Below are 16,573 nucleotides of genomic sequence, written 5' to 3'. Positions count from 1 at the left end.
CGTCCGTCACCGGGGAGGTAACCAATGTCCCGCCAGCAGTTCGGCTTCGTGATCGGCTTACTCATCGCGGCGGTGTGGGCCGTCGCCGGCTTCGGTGCGGCGGCAGGCGCGGTCCTCGCCGGCCTGGTCGGCTGGCTCGCGGTCAGGGTGATCGACGGCGACCTCTCGGTGGCCGGGCTCGCCGACCGGGCCAGCGCGAACCGGCGCCGCTCGCCCTCCTCATAACCACCCGAACGGTCATGGCGTCGACGACGTCATGACACCGGACCAGGAACGAGTTCAGGAGGCGGCAGATGGCAGACACCGACACCCGGACCGACGGCCGGGAAAAGCTCAAGTCCCCGAACCAGCTTGTCCCCGGCGGCGGACAACCGGCGCGGGCCCAGCTCGTCACCGATTCGGGAAAGACCCTGATCGCCGAGGGGGTGGTCGCGAAAATCTCCGGCTTCGCCGCGAAGGAGATTCCCGGGGTTCACTCGATGGGAACCGGCATGGCCCGCCGCGTCGGCCAACTGCGCAACCTCGTACCGGGCGGTAACGAGGCGTCGACCCAGGGGGTGTCGGTGGAGGTCGGCGAACGGGAGGCCGCCGTCGACCTGGACATCGTCACCTGGTACGGCCAGAGCATCGTCGACATCTCCGACGCGGTACGCCGCAACGTGATCGACCGGGTGCAGGCGATGACCGGTCTCAGGGTGATCGAGGTGAACATCAACGTCGACGATGTTTTCGTGGACGGAGAACAGAACAGTGGCATGAGCGGCTCCGGCGGCAACAACGCGGGCATGCGGTCACGATGACCACGCAGAAGTCACGGGCCACCGGAAAGGCACCCGCCGACGCGAAGTCCCGGTCGGCCGAGCCGGAGCACCGGGCCGACCGGGTCGCACTCGCCACGGCGGTACGCGACGCCGTACTCGCGGTCGACGGGGTCCGGGAGCTGACCACCGGCGGCCCCGTCGAGGTGGCCACCCAGTACGCCGGCGGCAAGGTCTCCGGCATTCGGTTGGGTGACGAGGTCGAGGTGCACGTGACGGTCGAGGCGGTGCCGATCGGGCCGCTCGGAGAACGGATCCAGGCCGCCGTACGGGCGGTGCTGGCCGGGGCTGGTGTGGATAGCCCGGTGGAGGTCGTGGTCGACGACATCGACCTGGCGGCATTGGCCGCGCAACCGCGGAGGTGAACCCATGCGGGTGGTCAACCGGCTGGCCTCGCTGCTGCTGGCCGTCATCCTGCTCGGCGGTGGCCTGCTGCTCGCCGCCGAGGCCGCGGCGGTCGCGCTCGACCTGCCGTCGCTGCTGATCGACCGGGCGAGTTGGTTCAACACACTGACCAGCACCACCGTGGGCGATCCGATCATCTTCGCGATCGCGATCGCGGTGGGTGTGGTCGGCCTGCTGATCCTGCTCACCCAGTTGCGCCCGTGGACCCCACAACGGCTTGAGGTGCCGCTCGCCGACGGATGGCACCTGCACCGCCGGTCGGTCGAGAAACGGCTGGCCGGTGCGGCCGACCGGGTGCCCGGCGTCCGGGACGCGCGAGCCCGGGTACGTCGGCACGGCAGCTCCTGGTCGTCGCGCATCCGGGCGGTCGGCGACCCGGCGACCCGGCCGCAGGTGGAACGTGCGATCCGGCAGGAACTCGACCGGCTGGCCGCCCCACCGGCGGCCCGCCTCGACATCCAGTTGGCACGGCAACGGAGGACCACATGAGCCATGCTGGCAACCGCATCCTCTGGACCGTGGTCGGTCTACTGCTCACCGCACTCGGCGCGGCCGGCGTGGTGGCGAACCTGGGTCACCTGCCCGGCATCGACGAACGGGCGCCGCTGGTCTGGACCGGGTTGCGCGGCCTGTACCGGGACATCTCGCCGTGGGGGCCGATCGTCACCATCGCCCTGGGGTTGATCCTCGCCTTCCTCGGCGGGCTCCTGCTGCGCGGACAGCTCCGCCCGGCGTCCCGTCCCGGGGTGGACGCGTACGACCTGAACGCCGTCACCGGAAAACGGGCCGAACGCGACGACACCGGCCCGGGGATCACGATCGTGCAGGGCTCCGCCGTCACGGACGGGCTGGAACGGGACCTCACCCGGGACCCGCAGATCCGTCGGGCCTCGGTCTGGCTGACCGGCGACCCGCCCACCCCGGAGGTCCGGATCAAGCTCTATGTCAGCCCGCAGGCCCCGCTCGGTGCCCTGCGTGAATACGTGCAGTCGGCGGTGGACCGGTTCGCCGCGACCTCCGGTCTGCGCCCACGGCATCTGGACATCACCGCCCGGGTGGACACCGGCGGTGCGGCCCGGGTGCACTGAGCCCGGTAGCGCTCAGGAGCGGGAGCCAGCCACGGACGCGCGGGCCCCGACCGCTACTCGGGCTGGAACCGGTAGCCCATCCCCGGTTCGGTCAGCAGGTGACGCGGGCGTGCCGGGTCGTCCTCGAGCTTGCGCCGCAACTGGGCCATGTACTGGCGCAGGTAGTTCGTCTCGGACTGGTACTGCGGTCCCCAGACGTCGTGCAGCAGCTGGCGTTGGCTGACCAACCGGCCAGGGTTGCGGATCAGGATCTCCAGCAGGTGCCATTCGGTCGGGGTGAGGCGCACCTCCCGCCCGTCGTCGGCACGAACCGTCCGGGCGGCCAGGTCGACGGTGTACTGGCCGACCAGTACCGCCGCCACCGTATCCCCCGCGCCGGCGGTCCGCCGGGTCACTGCCCGTACCCGGGCCAACAGTTCCTCGACCCCGAACGGCTTGGTGACGTAGTCGTCCGCGCCCGCGTCGAGGGCGAGCACCTTGTCCTGGCTGCCGGCCCGCCCGGAGAGCACGATGATCGGTACGTTGGTCCAGCCACGCAGCCCACGAATCACCTCCACCCCGTCCATGTCCGGCAGGCCCAGGTCGAGTACGACCAGGTCCGGGTGCTGGCTGGCGGCCAACCGCAGCGCGTCCGCCCCGTCGGCGGCGACCGCCACCTCGTAGCGCCGGGCCCGCAGGTTGATCCGGAGCGCACGGAGAATCTGCGGCTCGTCATCGACCACCAGGACCCGGGTCACGACTGACCGCCGAGGCGACGTGGGGCGGGTCGGCCGCCGGTTGGCTCGGTCATTCGTGTTCTCCTTCGGCCGCCGGCAGGCTGAGCACCATGGTCAGCCCTCCACCGGGGGTGTCCTCGGGGACAAGTGTGCCGCCCATCGCCTCGGCCAGGCCACGGGAGAGAGCAAGCCCGAGGCCGACGCCGTTGTGGTTGTCCCGATCACCGGTCCGCTGGAACGGCATGAACGCCTGCTCCCACTGATCCTTCGGCAGCCCGGGGCCGTAGTCGGCGACACGCAGCTCAACCAGCCCGCCGTGCTCGCTGGCCGAGATCGCGGGCGGCCGGTCGGGCGGGCTGAACCGCAGCGCGTTGGCGACCAGGTTGACCAGCACCCGCTCCAGCAGCCCCGGGTCGGCCGAGACCGCCCGCAGGTGCGCGGGGAGGCTGACCTGTACCTGTCGGGCCGGCTCGCCCATCTCGTCGAGCACCGGTGGGACCGCGTCCTCCAGCCCGATCGGGGTCAGCGACAGCCCGAGCACGCCCGCCTGGAGTCGGCTCATGTCCAGCAGGTTCGCCACCAACCGGGTCAACCGGTCGAGCGACTCTTCCGCGGTGGCGAGCAACTCCTCCCGGTCGGACTGGTCGAACTCGACCTCATGGCTGCGCAGGCTGGTGACCGCCGCCTTCGCCGAGGCCAACGGCGTACGCAGGTCGTGGCTGACCGCGGCGAGCAACGCCGTACGCATCCGATCGGCCTCGGCCAGCGGTCGGGCCGTCGCCGCCTCCTCGGCGAGGCGTTCCTGACGCAGGGCGAGCGCGGCCTGCGCGGCGAACGCCTCCACCACCCGTCGGTCGGCGGCGTCGAGCACCCGGCCGCAGAGCACCAGGGAGAGGTTCTCCGCCGCGCGCACCTCGACGTCCCCGCCGGACGGGGTGAGGCAGGGCGTCGCACCGACGGTGGCGGCCACCCGCCAGGCTCGGGGATCGCGCTGCCGGTCCGGTCCGGATGCCGTTTCGGGTGCGCGTTCGAGCAGGGTGACCGAGGTGAGGCCGAACGTCTCCTGGAGTCGTTCCAGAAGCGCGGTCAACGGCCGGGCGCCCCGCAGCACGCTGCCGGCGACGACGGCGAGTGTCTGGGCGTCGGCGCTGGCCCGGGCCGCCTCCCGGGTACGCCGCGCGGCCAGGTCGACCACCGTGCTCACCGCCGCGGCGACCAGGAGGAACACCACCAGGGCGAGCAGGTTCTCCCGTTGCGAGATGGTGAACGCGTGCAGCGGTGGGGTGAAGAAGTAATTGATCACAAGTGAGGCGGCCACCGCCGCCAGCATGGCCGGCCAGAGTCCGCCGACCAGCGCCACCGCGATCACCATGCCGAGGAAGAGCAGGATGTCGCTGGCCAGGGAGAGGTCGTTGGCGAGCAGCCGGAGCAGCACGGTCAGCACCGGGATGCCGATCGCGGCCAACCCGAAGCCGCTCAGTCGCCGCTGCCGGGACAGCGCGCTGCTGACCGACGGTGGGCGGCGGCCGTGGCCGATCTGCTCGTGCGTCACCAGGTGTACGTCGATCGACCCGGAGAGCGCCACCGTGGTCACCCCGACGCCACGGGAGAATACCTGCGCCAGCCGACCGCGACGGCTCGCGCCGAGCACGATCTGGCTGGCGTTCACCCCACGGGCGAAGTCGAGCAGCGCGGTGGCGATGTCGGCGCCCACCACCTGGTGGTAGGTGCCGCCGAGACTCTCCACCAGCACCCGTTGCTTGGCGAGCTGGGTGGGGTCGACGCCGGTCAGGCCGTCGCTGCGGCTGACGTGTACGGCGAGCAGCTCGGCGCCCTTGGGCGTCCGGGCCGCGACCCGGGCGGCGCGGCGGATCAGGGTCTCGCCCTCGGGGCCGCCGGTGAGCGCCACGACCACCCGCTCGCGCGCCTCCCAGGTGGCACCGATGTCGTGCTCGCTGCGGTAGCGGTCGAGCTGGTCGTCGACCTTGTCCGCCAGCCAGAGCAGCGCCAGCTCGCGCAGCGCGGTCAGGTTGCCGACCCGGAAGTAGTTGCCAAGCGCCGCGTCGATCTTGTCGGCGCGGTAGATGTTGCCGTGCGCCATCCGCCGACGCAGCGCCTCCGGGGTCATGTCGACCAGTTCGACCTGCTCGGCCTGGCGCACCACGTCGTCCGGGAGGGTTTCCCGCTGGGTGATGCCGGTGATCTGCTCGACGACGTCGTTGAGCGACTCCAGGTGCTGGATGTTCACCGTGGAGAGCACGTCGATACCGGCGTCGAGCAGTTCCTGTACGTCCTGCCAGCGCTTCTCGTTACGTGAGCCCGGCACGTTGGTGTGGGCGAGTTCGTCCACCACCGCGATCTCCGGCCGGCGGGCGAGCACCGCGTCGACGTCCATCTCGGTGAACTCGACACCCCGGTAGGTCATCGTCCGCCGGGGCACGATCTCCAGGTCACCGAGCATCGCAGCGGTGTGCTTGCGGCCGTGGGTCTCGGCGAATCCGACCACCACGTCGGTGCCCCGCTCGGCGCGGCGGTGCGCCTCCTCCAACATCGCGTACGTCTTGCCCACGCCGGGGGCGGCCCCGAGATGAATGCGCAGTTGTCCACGTGCCACCAGTCGATCCTGCCGCATCTGTGTTCGGAGCCGCCCCGGGACGGGGTCAGCGGTTGCTGGGGAACTGTCGGTCAAGGGCGAGGTTGAGTTCGAGTACGTTCACCGCCGGCTCGCCCATGAAGCCCAGGGCCCGCTCGGTGGTGTACTTGTCGATCAACTTCTGTACCGTGCCGACGTCGGTGCCACGCTCCCGCGCGACCCGCGGTGCCTGCAGCCGGGCGTACGCCTGGCTGATGTCCGGGTCGAGCCCGCTGGCGCTGGCGGTGACGGCGTCAGCCGGCACCACCGGGTCGGCCGGCGCGGTGCCACGGATCGGGGTGACGATCCCGCCGCTGTAGTCCCCGTCGATCTGCGCGCACTCCACGGTCACCCCCTCGTAGGTGGTGACGAACGGGGTGGCCGGGCAGGCCTGGTTGACGCTGACCGCCCGGGTGACCGGACCGGTCAGTCCGTCCCGGTGGAAGACGACCAGCACCGCGCCGACCCCGTCGGTGGTGCAGAACGGCCGTGCGCCGCTCACCCCTTCGAGTTCGCCGATCGCCTTGCTCCGCTCGCAGACCTGGGTCAGCAGGCTCTGCGAGGCGTCGTCCGGGTTGGCGGCGAGGGTGTCCACGACGCTCTCCGGGCCGAGGTTGCTCGCGCTGGTGGAGGTCGGGTCGTAGCCGTCACCGGCGGCCGACGGGCGGCTCTGGAAGTAGCGCGCCACCGGGTTGCCGTCGGCGTCGGTGAAGAGCTGACCGATCAACCGGCTGCCGACCGTCTTGCCGTCGGCGGTCTGCACCAGGGAGCCCTCGGCCCGGCTGTGCAGTCCGGGAATCTGCGCGACCGCGACCATGGCGAGTGGATAGGCGAGGCCGAGCAGGACGGTGAAGACCAGCACCGCGCGGAACGCGGCCAAATGCTGGGCGATCCAGGAAGGTAGACGCATCACGAAATCCCCGGGATGAACTGGATGATAAGATCGATGATCTTGATACCGATGAACGGGGCCACGATCCCACCGAGCCCGTACAACCAGAGGTTGCGGGCGAGTAGCGCGGAGGCGCTGCTCGGCCGGTAACGCACGCCCCGCAGGGCCAGCGGTACCAGGGCGATGATGACGATCGCGTTGAAGATGACCGCGGAGAGGATCGCCGAGGTCGGGCTGGACAACCGCATGATGTTGAGGGTGTCCAGGGACGGGTAGATTCCGGCGAACATGGCCGGGATGATCGCGAAGTACTTCGCGATGTCGTTGGCGATGGAGAAGGTGGTCAACGCGCCCCGGGTGATCAGCAACTGCTTGCCGATCTCCACGATCTCGATCAGCTTCGTCGGGTCCGAGTCGAGGTCGACCATGTTGCCGGCCTCCTTCGCGGCCGACGTACCGGTGTTCATCGCCACGCCGACGTCCGCCTGGGCCAGGGCCGGGGCGTCGTTGGTGCCGTCACCGGTCATCGCGACCAGTCGGCCACCCTCCTGCTCCCGCTTGATCAGCGCGAGCTTGTCCTCCGGCGTCGCCTCGGCCAGGAAGTCGTCCACCCCGGCCTCGTCCGCGATCGCCTTGGCCGTACGCGGGTTGTCACCGGTGATCATCACCGTACGGATGCCCATCCGGCGCATCTCGTCGAAGCGCTCCCGCATACCGCTCTTGACCACGTCCTTGAGGTGGATCACCCCGAGGGCACGGGCGGGCTGGCCGTCGACACGTTCGGCCACCACCAGCGGGGTTCCACCGCTGCCGCTGATCCCGTCGACGATGTCGCCGACCTGCTCGGTCGAGTGACCGCCGTTCTCGCGTACCCACTTCATGACGGCCGCGGCGGCGCCCTTACGAATCTGCCGGACGCCGTCGGCACCGCCCTCGATGCCGAGGTCGACACCGCTCATCCGGGTCTGCGCGGTGAACGGCACGAAGGTGGCGTGGGGCATCACTCCGGCCTCCCGCTCCCGCAGGCCGTACTCGTTCTTCGCCAGGATGACCACCGAGCGCCCCTCCGGCGTCTCGTCGGCCAGGCTGGACAACTGCGCGGCGTCCGCGACCTCCGCCGACGACACCCCCTCGACCGGCAGGAACTCGGATGCCTGCCGGTTGCCCAGGGTGATGGTGCCGGTCTTGTCCAGCAGCAGGGTGTCCACGTCACCGGCCGCCTCGACCGCACGACCGCTCATCGCCAGCACGTTGCGCTGGACCAGACGGTCCATGCCGGCGATGCCGATCGCGGAGAGCAGGGCGCCGATCGTGGTCGGGATGAGGCAGACCAGCAGCGACACCAGGACGATGCCGGTGACGCCGTGGGCGTCGACCGCCGCGGTGTCCGGGGCTGCGCCCTGGAACGCCTTGGAGAAGATCGCCAGCGGCTGGAGCGTGACCACCGAGAGCAGGAAGATGATGGTCAGCGCGGAGAGCAGGATGTTGAGCGCGATCTCGTTCGGCGTCTTCTGCCGGTTCGCACCCTCGACCAGGGCGATCATCCGGTCGATGAAGCTCTCCCCCGGCTTCTGGGTGATCTTCACGATGATCCGGTCGGAGAGCACCTTGGTGCCACCGGTGACCGCGCTGCGGTCACCACCGGACTCCCGGATCACCGGCGCGGACTCACCGGTGATGGCCGACTCGTCGACGCTCGCGATTCCCTCGACCACATCGCCGTCACCCGGGATGATCTGGCCGGCGTCAACCAGCACGATGTCACCCAGGCGCAGTTCGGTGGCGGCGACCGCCTCGTCCTTGAACCGGCTGGCCGGCGTGTTCGGCGACCAGCCGACCAGCCGGGTGGCGACGGTGTCCTTCTTCGCCTGCCGCAGCGTGGCGGCCTGTGCCTTGCCTCGTCCCTCGGCGACCGCCTCGGCCACGTTGGCGAAGAGCACGGTCAGCCAGAGCCAGACCGTGATGAGCCAGGCGAAGACGGTCGGGTCGGCGATCGCCAGCACCGTGGTGAACACGGCGCCGACCTCGACGATCAGCATGACCGGGTTACGCCAGAGAGTGCCCGGGTTCAGCTTGCGAACGGCGTCCGGCAGGGAACGGAGCATCTGCTTCGGGTCCAGCAGGCCACCGCCGATCCGACTGCTCGGATCGCCGGACCCGCCCGACGGGGGGCGCCCACCCGACGAGGCGGGGGCCAGCGGAGTGGTAGTCATGTTCTCTTTCCTCAGCATGTCTGTCACAGGCCCTCGGCCAGCGGGCCGAGCGCAAGCGCGGGCAGGAACGTCAGCGCCACGAGGATCACCGTCACGCCGACGACCATGCCGACGAAGAGCGGGCGGTGGGTCGGCAGCGTCCCCTCGGAAGCGGGTACGGGTTTCTGCCGGGCGAGCGACCCGGCCAGGCCGAGCACGAAGATGATCGGCAGGAAGCGACCGAACAGCATCGCCAGCCCCAGCATCGTGTCCCACCAGCCGGTGTTGACGGTGATACCGCCGAACGCCGACCCGTTGTTGTTCGCCGCCGAGGTGAACGCGTAGAGGACCTCGGAGAGGCCGTGTGGACCGACGTTGAGCGCGGTGGCGTTGTTGCCCGTACCGAACGCCAGCGCCGTACCCACCAGCACCAGTGTTGGTGTGATCAGGAAGTAGAGCGAGGCGAACTTGATCTCCCGGGCGCCGATCTTCTTGCCCAGGTACTCCGGGGTCCGGCCGACCATCAGGCCGGCGACGAAGACCGTGATCACGGCGAGGATCAGCAGGCCGTACAGGCCGGCGCCGACACCACCGGGAGCTACCTCACCGAGCATCATGTTGAACATCGGCATCATGCCGCCGAGTGCGGTGTACGAGTCGTGGAACGAGTTCACCGCACCGGTCGAGGTGAGCGTGGTCGCCGCGCCGAAGGTGGCCGAGTTCGGGATGCCGAACCGGACGTCCTTACCCTCCATAGCCGCGCCGACAGCGTGCGGCACCGTGCCGTCACCCATCAACTCGAAGGCGTTGGTCAGCGCGATGCTCGCGATGGCCAGGATCGCCATGACCGCGACGATCGCGTAGCCCTGCCGGTTCTGGCCGACCAGACGGCCGAAGACCCGGGGCAGGCTGAACGGGATCACGAAGATCAGGAACAGCTGGAGCCAGTTGGTCCAGGTGGTCGGGTTCTCGAACGGGTGCGCACTGTTGGTGTTGTAGAAGCCGCCGCCGTTGGTGCCGAGTTCCTTGATGATCTCCTGGCTGGCGACCGGACCACCGGTGAGCGTCTGCGTGCCGCCGGTCAGCGTGGTGACGTCGGTGCCGCCGTGCAGGTTCTGCACCATGCCGGCCGCGATGAAGACGATCGTTCCGACCACCGAGATCGGGAGCAGGATCCGCAGTGTGATCCGGGTCAGGTCGACCCAGAAGTTGCCGAGCTTGTCGGTCCGGCTGCGGGCGAAGCCGCGTACCAACGCGACCGCCACCGCGATGCCGACCGAGGCGGAGACGAAGTTCTGCACCGCCAGACCGGCCATCTGCACCAGGTGACCCATGGTCGACTCACCGGAGTACGCCTGCCAGTTCGTGTTGGTGACGAACGAGACGGCGGTGTTCCAGGCGACGTGGTTGGTCACCGGGTCGAGGCCGAGCGAGAGCCAGAGCTTGTCCTGCAGGCGCAGGAACGCGTACAGGAAGAGGATCGAGATCGCCGAGAAGGCGAGCAGGCTGCGCGCGTACACGCCCCAGGACTGCTCGGCCCGCTTGTCGGCACCGATCAGTCGGTAGATGCCGCGCTCGACCCGTGAGTGCCGGGTGCCGGCCACCACGTTGTACATGTAGTCGCCGAACGGGCGGTAGGCCGCGACCAGTGCGGCGGCGAGCACGACGATGAAGATCACGCCCGCGGTTGTCGTACTCATCTAGAAACGCTCCGGGAACAGGAGGGCTACCACCAGGAAGACAGCCAGCGCGGCCGACAGGATCAGACCGACGAGGTTGACAGCGTTCACAGCCGCTCCACCGCCCGGACCACCAGGGCAAGGGCCGCGAACAGTCCCACTGTCAGCAGCACGAACACGACGTCGATCACCGAACGTCTCCTCAATCGCGGGTTCATCGCGGCCATGAGTGACCGCACCGAACCATGGAAACGCACCGCATCCCGAGGGGTGCCGGGTTATGACGATCCCGCTACGCCACGCCGGTCCTTCTTGACGTTCCCTTGACAGTCGCGCCTGTTTTGACGCGAGAACAAGCGAATTGGTGGTAATGTGCGGCGGCGAAACCAGCCATACGCCAGGGCGAATCAGACAGCCGGCGATGCTGCGGGAACTGCCCGCATGGGGCCTTTCGCCCCGGCCGGTGCCGCCGAGGGGTCAGGCGGTGCCGCGACCCGTCCGCGACCGCAGGACCAGCACCACGCTGGCGGCGGCAGCCACGCCGAGCAGAACCAGGATGACCACCGCGAGCGTGGACGTCCCGCCACCGTCGCGGGCCGCGCGGGCCGACGGCGCGGACGTGCCGGCGGCCGGGGAGGTCGCACCGGGAGCGGGTGCGATGCCGGCGGAGGTGCTCGCCGCTGCGGCTGTGGTGGTGGCGCCGACCGACGGAGCGGGCAGGGCTGTGGGCGGGGCCGCACCGGTGGGTGCGGGCGCCGGGCCCGCCTGGCTGACCGTGAAGTCGAAACTACCCACGGCGGGTGGGCCGGTCACCGGGGACATCTCGTAGCGGACCGTGTACCGCCCGGCGGCGCCCGGCCGGACCGGCTGGCGGACCCCGACGCCCCTGATGTTCGGTGGCGAGGAGACCACGTCCGTCCCGTCCGGCCCGGTCACGGTGATCTTCACCGCCGCCGGGGACTCGTCGAAGACCAGCGTGACCAGCTCGGGCAGCCGATCGACGGTCTGGTTCGCGCCCGGGGTGCTCTCCCGCAGGGTCGCCCGCGCCATCTCCACCGGTGCCGCCTCCACCCGCGCCGCGTTCGCCGAGGCCGCGTTCGCCGAGGCCCCGACGACCAGCGGCGGGACCGCCACGAACACGGCCACGGCGAGGAGGGTGACAACACGACCCACGGCGCTACGCATGCGCCACACCATAGTCATCCGCCGATGCCGGTGCCAGCGCCGGCGGACGAGCGGTATCGACGAGCGACGACGCGCGGGCACCGACGGTTCCCCGGCCGACGGGCCACCCGGCTGACGACCGGTGTTTCACAGCGGGTCGGCCGGGTAGCCCGGCCAGGAGCGACAGGGGGTACGCGATGCCGGAATCGTGGGTCCGCGAGGCCACGGCCACCGCAGCAGGTGGGCAGCTGCGTACCGGTGACGGGGAATTCTCGACGACCTTGGCCTCTCCGCTCGCGCCGCACTGCAACGGGCTGAGTCCGGAGCAGCTGCTGGCCGCCGCGTTCGCCGCCTGTCTGCACCACGCGGCGGTCGAGGCGGCGACGACGGTCAGCGACGAGGCCCACACGGTGCAGGTACGGGCGCAGGCGCGACTCGGCCGCGATCCCGACGGGTGCTACCACGCCGACGTACGGGCGAGCATCGCCGCGGTGGGGCTGACCCGCCAGCAGTTGGCCAGGCTGGCGGACTCCGCCGACCGGCTCTGGCCCTTCTCCAGCAACGGCGGTGGCCGGCACACCCTCACGGTGACCCCGGCGAACGGCAGCGACCGCTGACCGGCACCCGGCCGAACCGTCCCGGGACGGTCAGGGTGCGTTACCGGAAACCGGCGGTGACCGCACGGTGGTCGCTGGCCGGGGTACGGACCACACCCGCCGACGCCGCGGTGAGGCCCCGGTAGAGCACGTGATCGGGACGGGTGACCGGCATCGCCGCCGGCCAGGTGAAGCCCAACCCGCGTCCGGCGTCGGCTTGCGCGTCGGCGAGCAGGTCGGTCAGCGGGGTGATGGCCCGGTCGGTGCTGGCGGTGTTGAAGTCACCGAGCACGATCAGCCGTTCGGCGGACTCCCGGCGCAGGGTCGCGGCGAGCATGCCGACCGTACGGTCCCGGGTGGCGGTGTCGCCGGCCCGCGCCGAGCCGAGGTGGACGACGTACACCACCACGTCGCCCTGCGGGGTCTCCACCACCGCGCGTAGGGCTCGGTTCCAGCCGAGCCCGGTGTCGACGCCGACATGCTCCCGCACCGGGAAACGGCTCCAGAGAGCGATCGTGGACTCGGTCGCCCGGTACGGATACCGCTCCCGCAGTGCGGCCGACCCCCGGATGTCGCCGCCCACCTCCTGAAGCCCGATCAGGTCGGGATCGGTGGTGGCGAGCGCGCTCACCGTGGCGACCGGGTCCGGATTGCCGATGCGGAGATTCTGGCTGGCCACCCGGAGCGCGACCGTGCCACCACCACCGGAGGGCAGCCAGGCCGTGCCGAACAGGCCGGCCCAGAGCAGCGCCGGCGCCAACACGGTGAGCAGCGCCAGCCGCGACCGGCGCAGCAGGGCGGCGAGGGCCAACACCGGGATACCGAGGCCGAGGAACGGGGCGCCGCTGTCGACCAAACTGCCCAGTCCGGCCACGTTGGGGATCAGTCGGTGTCCGACGATCACCGCGGCCAGCACCACGGCGGCGACCGCGACGAACAGGCCACGGCGACCGCGCGACGGCTGCGCCGGTCCCGGATCGACAGGGTTGGTTTCGCTCGCGGCCACTGTCCGTATCGTATCGCCGCCCTGGCGCCGCGTATCCGGTACCCATCCCATGAGCGTCAACCAGTGGTTGATTTTCGCCACATCGTCAACCTATGGTTGACCCATGGCCGGACCACCTGCCCGACTGGACGAGCTGATCACGTACGTCGTCGGCCGCGAACCTGACGGACCCGCACTGGAACGCCTCTCGGACGCGAACCTGGTCGCCGAATACCTCGGCGACGTGGCCGACCACCTGGTCGGGCACTTCGTGGAGTTGGCGCGTCAGGACGGAGCCTCCTGGGCGGAGATCGGCCGACGCCTCGGGGTCAGCAAACAGGCGGCACAGAAACGGTTCGTCGCGAAACGGGCGGAAGCTGCCGACCTGCTGCCTCCCGGCGTACTCGCCCGGTTCACCGACCGAGCCAGGAACGTGATGGAACGGGCGGAGGAAGAGGCACGGCAGGCCGGGCACGACGAGGTCAACGGCGGACACCTGCTGCTCGGACTGATGCACGAGCCGGACGGCCTGGCCGTACGGGCGTTGCTAGGGCTCGGCGCGCCAACCGAGACCGTACGGGCCGCCACCCGGGCCACCCTCGACCCGCCCGGGGCGCCCCGGCCCGGACCACTCACCCTCTCCCCCGGCGCCCAGCGGGTGCGCGACCTGACCTTCCAGGAGGCGTTGCGTCTGGGACACAACTACGTCGGCACGGAACACCTGCTACTCGGCCTGCTCCGCCGACCAACGGAGCCCGGTGCGCGGGTGCTGGTCGCACTGGGCGTCACCCGCGAGGCGGTGGAGGCATGGGTGGTGGAGGCGTACGCCCGGGCCGGGTCAGCCGGATGAGCAGCACGCTGGCCGGACCGGAGCGACCGCTGTCGCGCGACCGCGACTTCCTCGTCTTCTGGCTGGTGCAGACCCTCTCGGTGGGCGGGGCCTCGTTCTCGTACGTCGCCATCCCGCTGCTGGTCCTCGACGCGACCGGCTCGGTCAGCCGGATGGGCCTGCTCACCGGCGTCTCCGGTGTGGCCGGCATCGTCGCCGGGATCTTCGCCGGCGGGCTGGTCGACCGGATCGACCGGCGTCGGCTACTGATCTGGTGCGACGCCGTACGCGTCCCGCTCTACGCCCTGGTTCCGCTGGTCTGGTGGGGCTCCCCACAGCTCTGGCTGCTGTACGTGATCATGCCTCTGGGCAGCGCCGTGGCAATGGTCTTCCAGGTCGGGTACGTCAGCGCGGTGCCGAGCCTGGTGCCGGCCGCCCGGATAACCGAGGCTAACGGGCGCCTCTTCGCCAGCTACGCCTGCGCCGGGGTGGTCGGACCGATGCTCGCCGGCGGCCTCTGTGCCCTGCTCGGCCCGGCTGCCGCGATCGGGGTGGACGCCGGCACCTTCGCCGTCTCCGCACTCGGGCTGTGCCTGATCCGTCTCCGCCGGCCCGGCTCGCCGCCAACGGCACCTTCCGCCGCCTCGGAGCGGGAGGATCCGGCCGACTCGGCACGAGCGGACGCGGGCGACGACCGCCCGACGGCCGGGCGGCGACCCGTCACCGGCGATCTGCTGGTCGGGGTGGCCTTCCTCTGGCGGCAGCCCGTCCTGCGGGCACTGACCGGCCGGTTGGCGGCGCTCACGTTCCTGACCTTCGGCCTGACCGACCTCTACGTCTACCACCTCAAACAGGGGCTCGGGCGGTCCGACGCGACGGTCGGCTACGTACTCGCCACCGCCGCGCTCGGCACCATCGTGGCCTCGCTCCTGGTCGCCCCGGCCCGTCGCCGTCTCGGCTTCGGCGTCTGCTGGATCGGCTCGTACGCGCTCGCCGGTACGGGAATCGCCCTGCTCGCCGGCGCCGCGGACGCCCGTACCGTTGCGGCGCTCGTCGCCGTGGTGGTGTTCGGCACGAGCCTGGCGGGCATCTGCTCGCTCTCGCTGCGCCAGGAGATCACGCCGGACCCGCTGCTCGGTCGGGTCACCTCGGCGTTCTGGACCATCCACACCGCCCCCGGCCCGCTGGGCGCGGCGTTGTTCACGGCGGCGGCCGGACAGTGGGGGTCGGCCCGGGTCTTTCTCCTCATCGGGGCCGGCTGCCTGCTGGTCGCAGGCAGCGCGGTCGGCACCCCGATCGGCCGGTCGAGGATACGGATACACTGCCGGGCATGATCCGTCGCTTCGTCCGACCGAGCCTCCGTCGACGGCCGAACGGGTGCGCGAATCTCGGCCGATCATCCGAGTCTCACGCCTGGAGCTGATGGCAACGGGAGACGGAGATCGGTGCGTGCAGCGTGTTGATAAGGACAGACATAACCGGCATTCCCGTCTTGCGACGATGCCGCCCGGCCGCCCTGGGCTGCCGCCCGATGACCGGCTGACCAGGGGAAACTGTGGCGGACGCCACCGCTGCGGTCGACCCACGACCGGCTGGCATTGCCTAGCCTCGGCGAGTGCATCCCAACGACGAGACGAAGCGTGAGCCGGCGACCAACCCCGCACCTATCCGTCCGGCTGAGCCCCCTACGGATGATCGGTCAACTGGCCGGCACCGGTCCCCGACCGGGGGACGGGGACGATTCCTCCGCTCGCCGTCGCGCCGCGCCACGCGCCGCCGGGCACGTAAGTCAAGGATTCGCACCCTGGTCACCTCGACCCCGGTCCGGCTGACCCTGGTCACCGGATTCACCTGCTGCCTCGGCTTCGTCGCGTTCACCGAGTCACGTGCGGCGACCCCCCAGTCCGCGCCCCTGCACGCCACCCTGGCGGACACGACCGCGCTCTCCGAGCGCCTCGCTGCCGCCCAGGAACAGGCCGCATCCCGGAACAGTCCGCGAGCGCCGATCCCGACAACTCCCGCCACGCCGACGCCGAGCGTCTCCGCGTCGGTGAAGCCGACCACCAAGCCGGCCCTGCGCAAGCCAGCCGCACCCCTGAAGCCGAAGCCGGTCGCCGGCCTCGACCAGGCGCAGATGGACAACGCCGCCGCCATCGTCAAGGTCGGGATCAAGCTCGGCATCCCACAACGTGGGCTGATCGTCGCCATCGCGACCGCGATGCAGGAGAGCAACCTCTACAACCTGGCCAACCCCGCGCTGCCGGAGTCGCTGGAACTGCCCAACCAGGGCACGGGATACGACTTCGACTCGGTCGGGCTGTTCCAGCAACGCACCAGCAGTGGTTGGGGCGCGGTCGCCGACCTCATGCGCCCGGCGTACGCGGCGGAGGCGTTCTTCCAGGCGCTGCTGCAGATCCCCGGCTGGCAACAGATGAGCATCAGCGGGGCCGCCCAGGCCGTCCAGGTCTCCGCGTTCCCCGACGCGTACGCCCAGCACGAGGAGCGGGCCACCACCATCGTGAACGCGCTCGTCTGAAGCCCACTCGACCGGTCGCCCCGACCCCTCCGGCGAACCCG

The 16,573-nt window shown here is 70.7% G+C and carries 18 protein-coding genes; 9 read left to right on the top strand and 9 right to left on the bottom strand.

Annotated elements, in window-relative coordinates; genetic code table 11:
* The first annotated feature begins 24 nt into the window (after positions 1-24).
* From ACIBF5_RS17660 to ACIBF5_RS17640, 5 genes are all read left to right on the top strand, one after another.
* The gene (locus ACIBF5_RS17660) at positions 25-225 is read left to right on the top strand and encodes a hypothetical protein (RefSeq protein ID WP_396812769.1); all 201 of its coding nucleotides are present in this window, start codon (positions 25-27) and stop codon (positions 223-225) included.
* A gap of 68 nt (positions 226-293) precedes the next feature.
* On the top strand, positions 294-800 hold the full coding sequence (locus tag ACIBF5_RS17655) for an Asp23/Gls24 family envelope stress response protein (RefSeq protein WP_396812767.1): 507 nt from the start codon (positions 294-296) through the stop codon (positions 798-800).
* Complete coding sequence (locus tag ACIBF5_RS17650) at positions 797-1,183, top strand: hypothetical protein (RefSeq protein ID WP_396812765.1); 387 nt, start codon at positions 797-799, stop codon at positions 1,181-1,183. The genes ACIBF5_RS17655 and ACIBF5_RS17650 overlap by 4 nt, the downstream gene beginning before the upstream one ends.
* 4 nt (positions 1,184-1,187) lie before the next feature.
* Complete coding sequence (locus tag ACIBF5_RS17645; RefSeq protein WP_396812763.1) at positions 1,188-1,712, top strand: DUF6286 domain-containing protein; 525 nt, start codon at positions 1,188-1,190, stop codon at positions 1,710-1,712.
* Positions 1,709-2,311, top strand: coding sequence for a hypothetical protein (locus ACIBF5_RS17640; protein ID WP_396812761.1), 603 nt, complete (start codon positions 1,709-1,711; stop codon positions 2,309-2,311). The genes ACIBF5_RS17645 and ACIBF5_RS17640 overlap by 4 nt, the downstream gene beginning before the upstream one ends.
* Before the next feature lie 53 nt (positions 2,312-2,364).
* Here ACIBF5_RS17640 and ACIBF5_RS17635 read toward each other — a convergent pair whose 3' ends face one another.
* From ACIBF5_RS17635 to ACIBF5_RS17600, 8 genes are all read right to left on the bottom strand, one after another.
* Positions 2,365-3,048, bottom strand: a complete 684-nt coding sequence (locus tag ACIBF5_RS17635; RefSeq protein ID WP_396812759.1) for a response regulator — start codon at positions 3,046-3,048, stop codon at positions 2,365-2,367.
* A gap of 49 nt (positions 3,049-3,097) precedes the next feature.
* Entirely contained in the window at positions 3,098-5,641 is a 2,544-nt protein-coding gene (locus tag ACIBF5_RS17630; protein ID WP_396812757.1) for a DUF4118 domain-containing protein, read from the bottom strand.
* Positions 5,642-5,687: 46 nt separating this feature from the next.
* Complete coding sequence (locus tag ACIBF5_RS17625; RefSeq protein WP_396812755.1) at positions 5,688-6,569, bottom strand: potassium-transporting ATPase subunit C; 882 nt, start codon at positions 6,567-6,569, stop codon at positions 5,688-5,690.
* Positions 6,569-8,764 (bottom strand): potassium-transporting ATPase subunit KdpB, encoded by a 2,196-nt coding sequence (gene kdpB, locus ACIBF5_RS17620; protein WP_396812754.1) that lies wholly within the window; start codon positions 8,762-8,764, stop codon positions 6,569-6,571. Before kdpB ends, ACIBF5_RS17625 begins: the two co-directional genes overlap by 1 nt.
* Positions 8,765-8,787: 23 nt before the next feature.
* Positions 8,788-10,443 (bottom strand): potassium-transporting ATPase subunit KdpA, encoded by a 1,656-nt coding sequence (gene kdpA, locus ACIBF5_RS17615; protein WP_396812753.1) that lies wholly within the window; start codon positions 10,441-10,443, stop codon positions 8,788-8,790.
* The gene (gene kdpF / locus ACIBF5_RS17610; RefSeq protein ID WP_121153428.1) at positions 10,444-10,533 is read right to left on the bottom strand and encodes a K(+)-transporting ATPase subunit F; all 90 of its coding nucleotides are present in this window, start codon (positions 10,531-10,533) and stop codon (positions 10,444-10,446) included.
* Positions 10,530-10,661, bottom strand: coding sequence for a hypothetical protein (locus tag ACIBF5_RS17605; RefSeq protein ID WP_396812751.1), 132 nt, complete (start codon positions 10,659-10,661; stop codon positions 10,530-10,532). The genes kdpF and ACIBF5_RS17605 overlap by 4 nt, the downstream gene beginning before the upstream one ends.
* A gap of 238 nt (positions 10,662-10,899) precedes the next feature.
* A complete protein-coding gene (locus tag ACIBF5_RS17600) occupies positions 10,900-11,607 on the bottom strand; it encodes a copper resistance CopC family protein (RefSeq protein ID WP_396812749.1) in 708 nt (235 codons plus the stop codon).
* A 176-nt stretch (positions 11,608-11,783) separates the two neighbouring features.
* Here ACIBF5_RS17600 and ACIBF5_RS17595 point away from each other — a divergent pair, with 176 nt between their 5' ends.
* Positions 11,784-12,203, top strand: a complete 420-nt coding sequence (locus ACIBF5_RS17595) for an OsmC family protein (protein WP_396812747.1) — start codon at positions 11,784-11,786, stop codon at positions 12,201-12,203.
* A gap of 40 nt (positions 12,204-12,243) precedes the next feature.
* Here ACIBF5_RS17595 and ACIBF5_RS17590 read toward each other — a convergent pair whose 3' ends face one another.
* Complete coding sequence (locus ACIBF5_RS17590) at positions 12,244-13,188, bottom strand: endonuclease/exonuclease/phosphatase family protein (protein ID WP_396812745.1); 945 nt, start codon at positions 13,186-13,188, stop codon at positions 12,244-12,246.
* Between the two features lie 103 nt (positions 13,189-13,291).
* Between ACIBF5_RS17590 and ACIBF5_RS17585 the strand changes: the two genes are divergently transcribed.
* The 3 genes from ACIBF5_RS17585 to ACIBF5_RS17575 all read left to right on the top strand — a co-directional run bounded on the left by ACIBF5_RS17585 (position 13,292) and on the right by ACIBF5_RS17575 (position 16,532).
* Positions 13,292-14,017, top strand: coding sequence for a Clp protease N-terminal domain-containing protein (locus ACIBF5_RS17585; RefSeq protein ID WP_396812744.1), 726 nt, complete (start codon positions 13,292-13,294; stop codon positions 14,015-14,017).
* Positions 14,014-15,330 carry an MFS transporter gene (locus ACIBF5_RS17580; protein WP_396812742.1) on the top strand — a complete coding sequence of 439 codons (1,317 nt, stop codon included), beginning with the start codon at positions 14,014-14,016 and terminating at the stop codon, positions 15,328-15,330. Before ACIBF5_RS17585 ends, ACIBF5_RS17580 begins: the two co-directional genes overlap by 4 nt.
* Positions 15,331-15,611: 281 nt before the next feature.
* Positions 15,612-16,532: a hypothetical protein gene (locus tag ACIBF5_RS17575; protein WP_396812740.1), complete on the top strand. Its 921-nt coding sequence runs from the start codon at positions 15,612-15,614 to the stop codon at positions 16,530-16,532.
* Positions 16,533-16,573: the final 41 nt, after the last annotated feature.

The sequence above is a fragment of the Micromonospora sp. NPDC050417 genome, from assembly GCF_044458865.1.
In the GTDB taxonomy this organism is placed as follows: Bacteria; Actinomycetota; Actinomycetes; order Mycobacteriales; family Micromonosporaceae; genus Micromonospora_G.
Note: the sequence above shows the minus strand (reverse complement) of the source record. Positions and strands in the feature narration are given on the sequence as shown.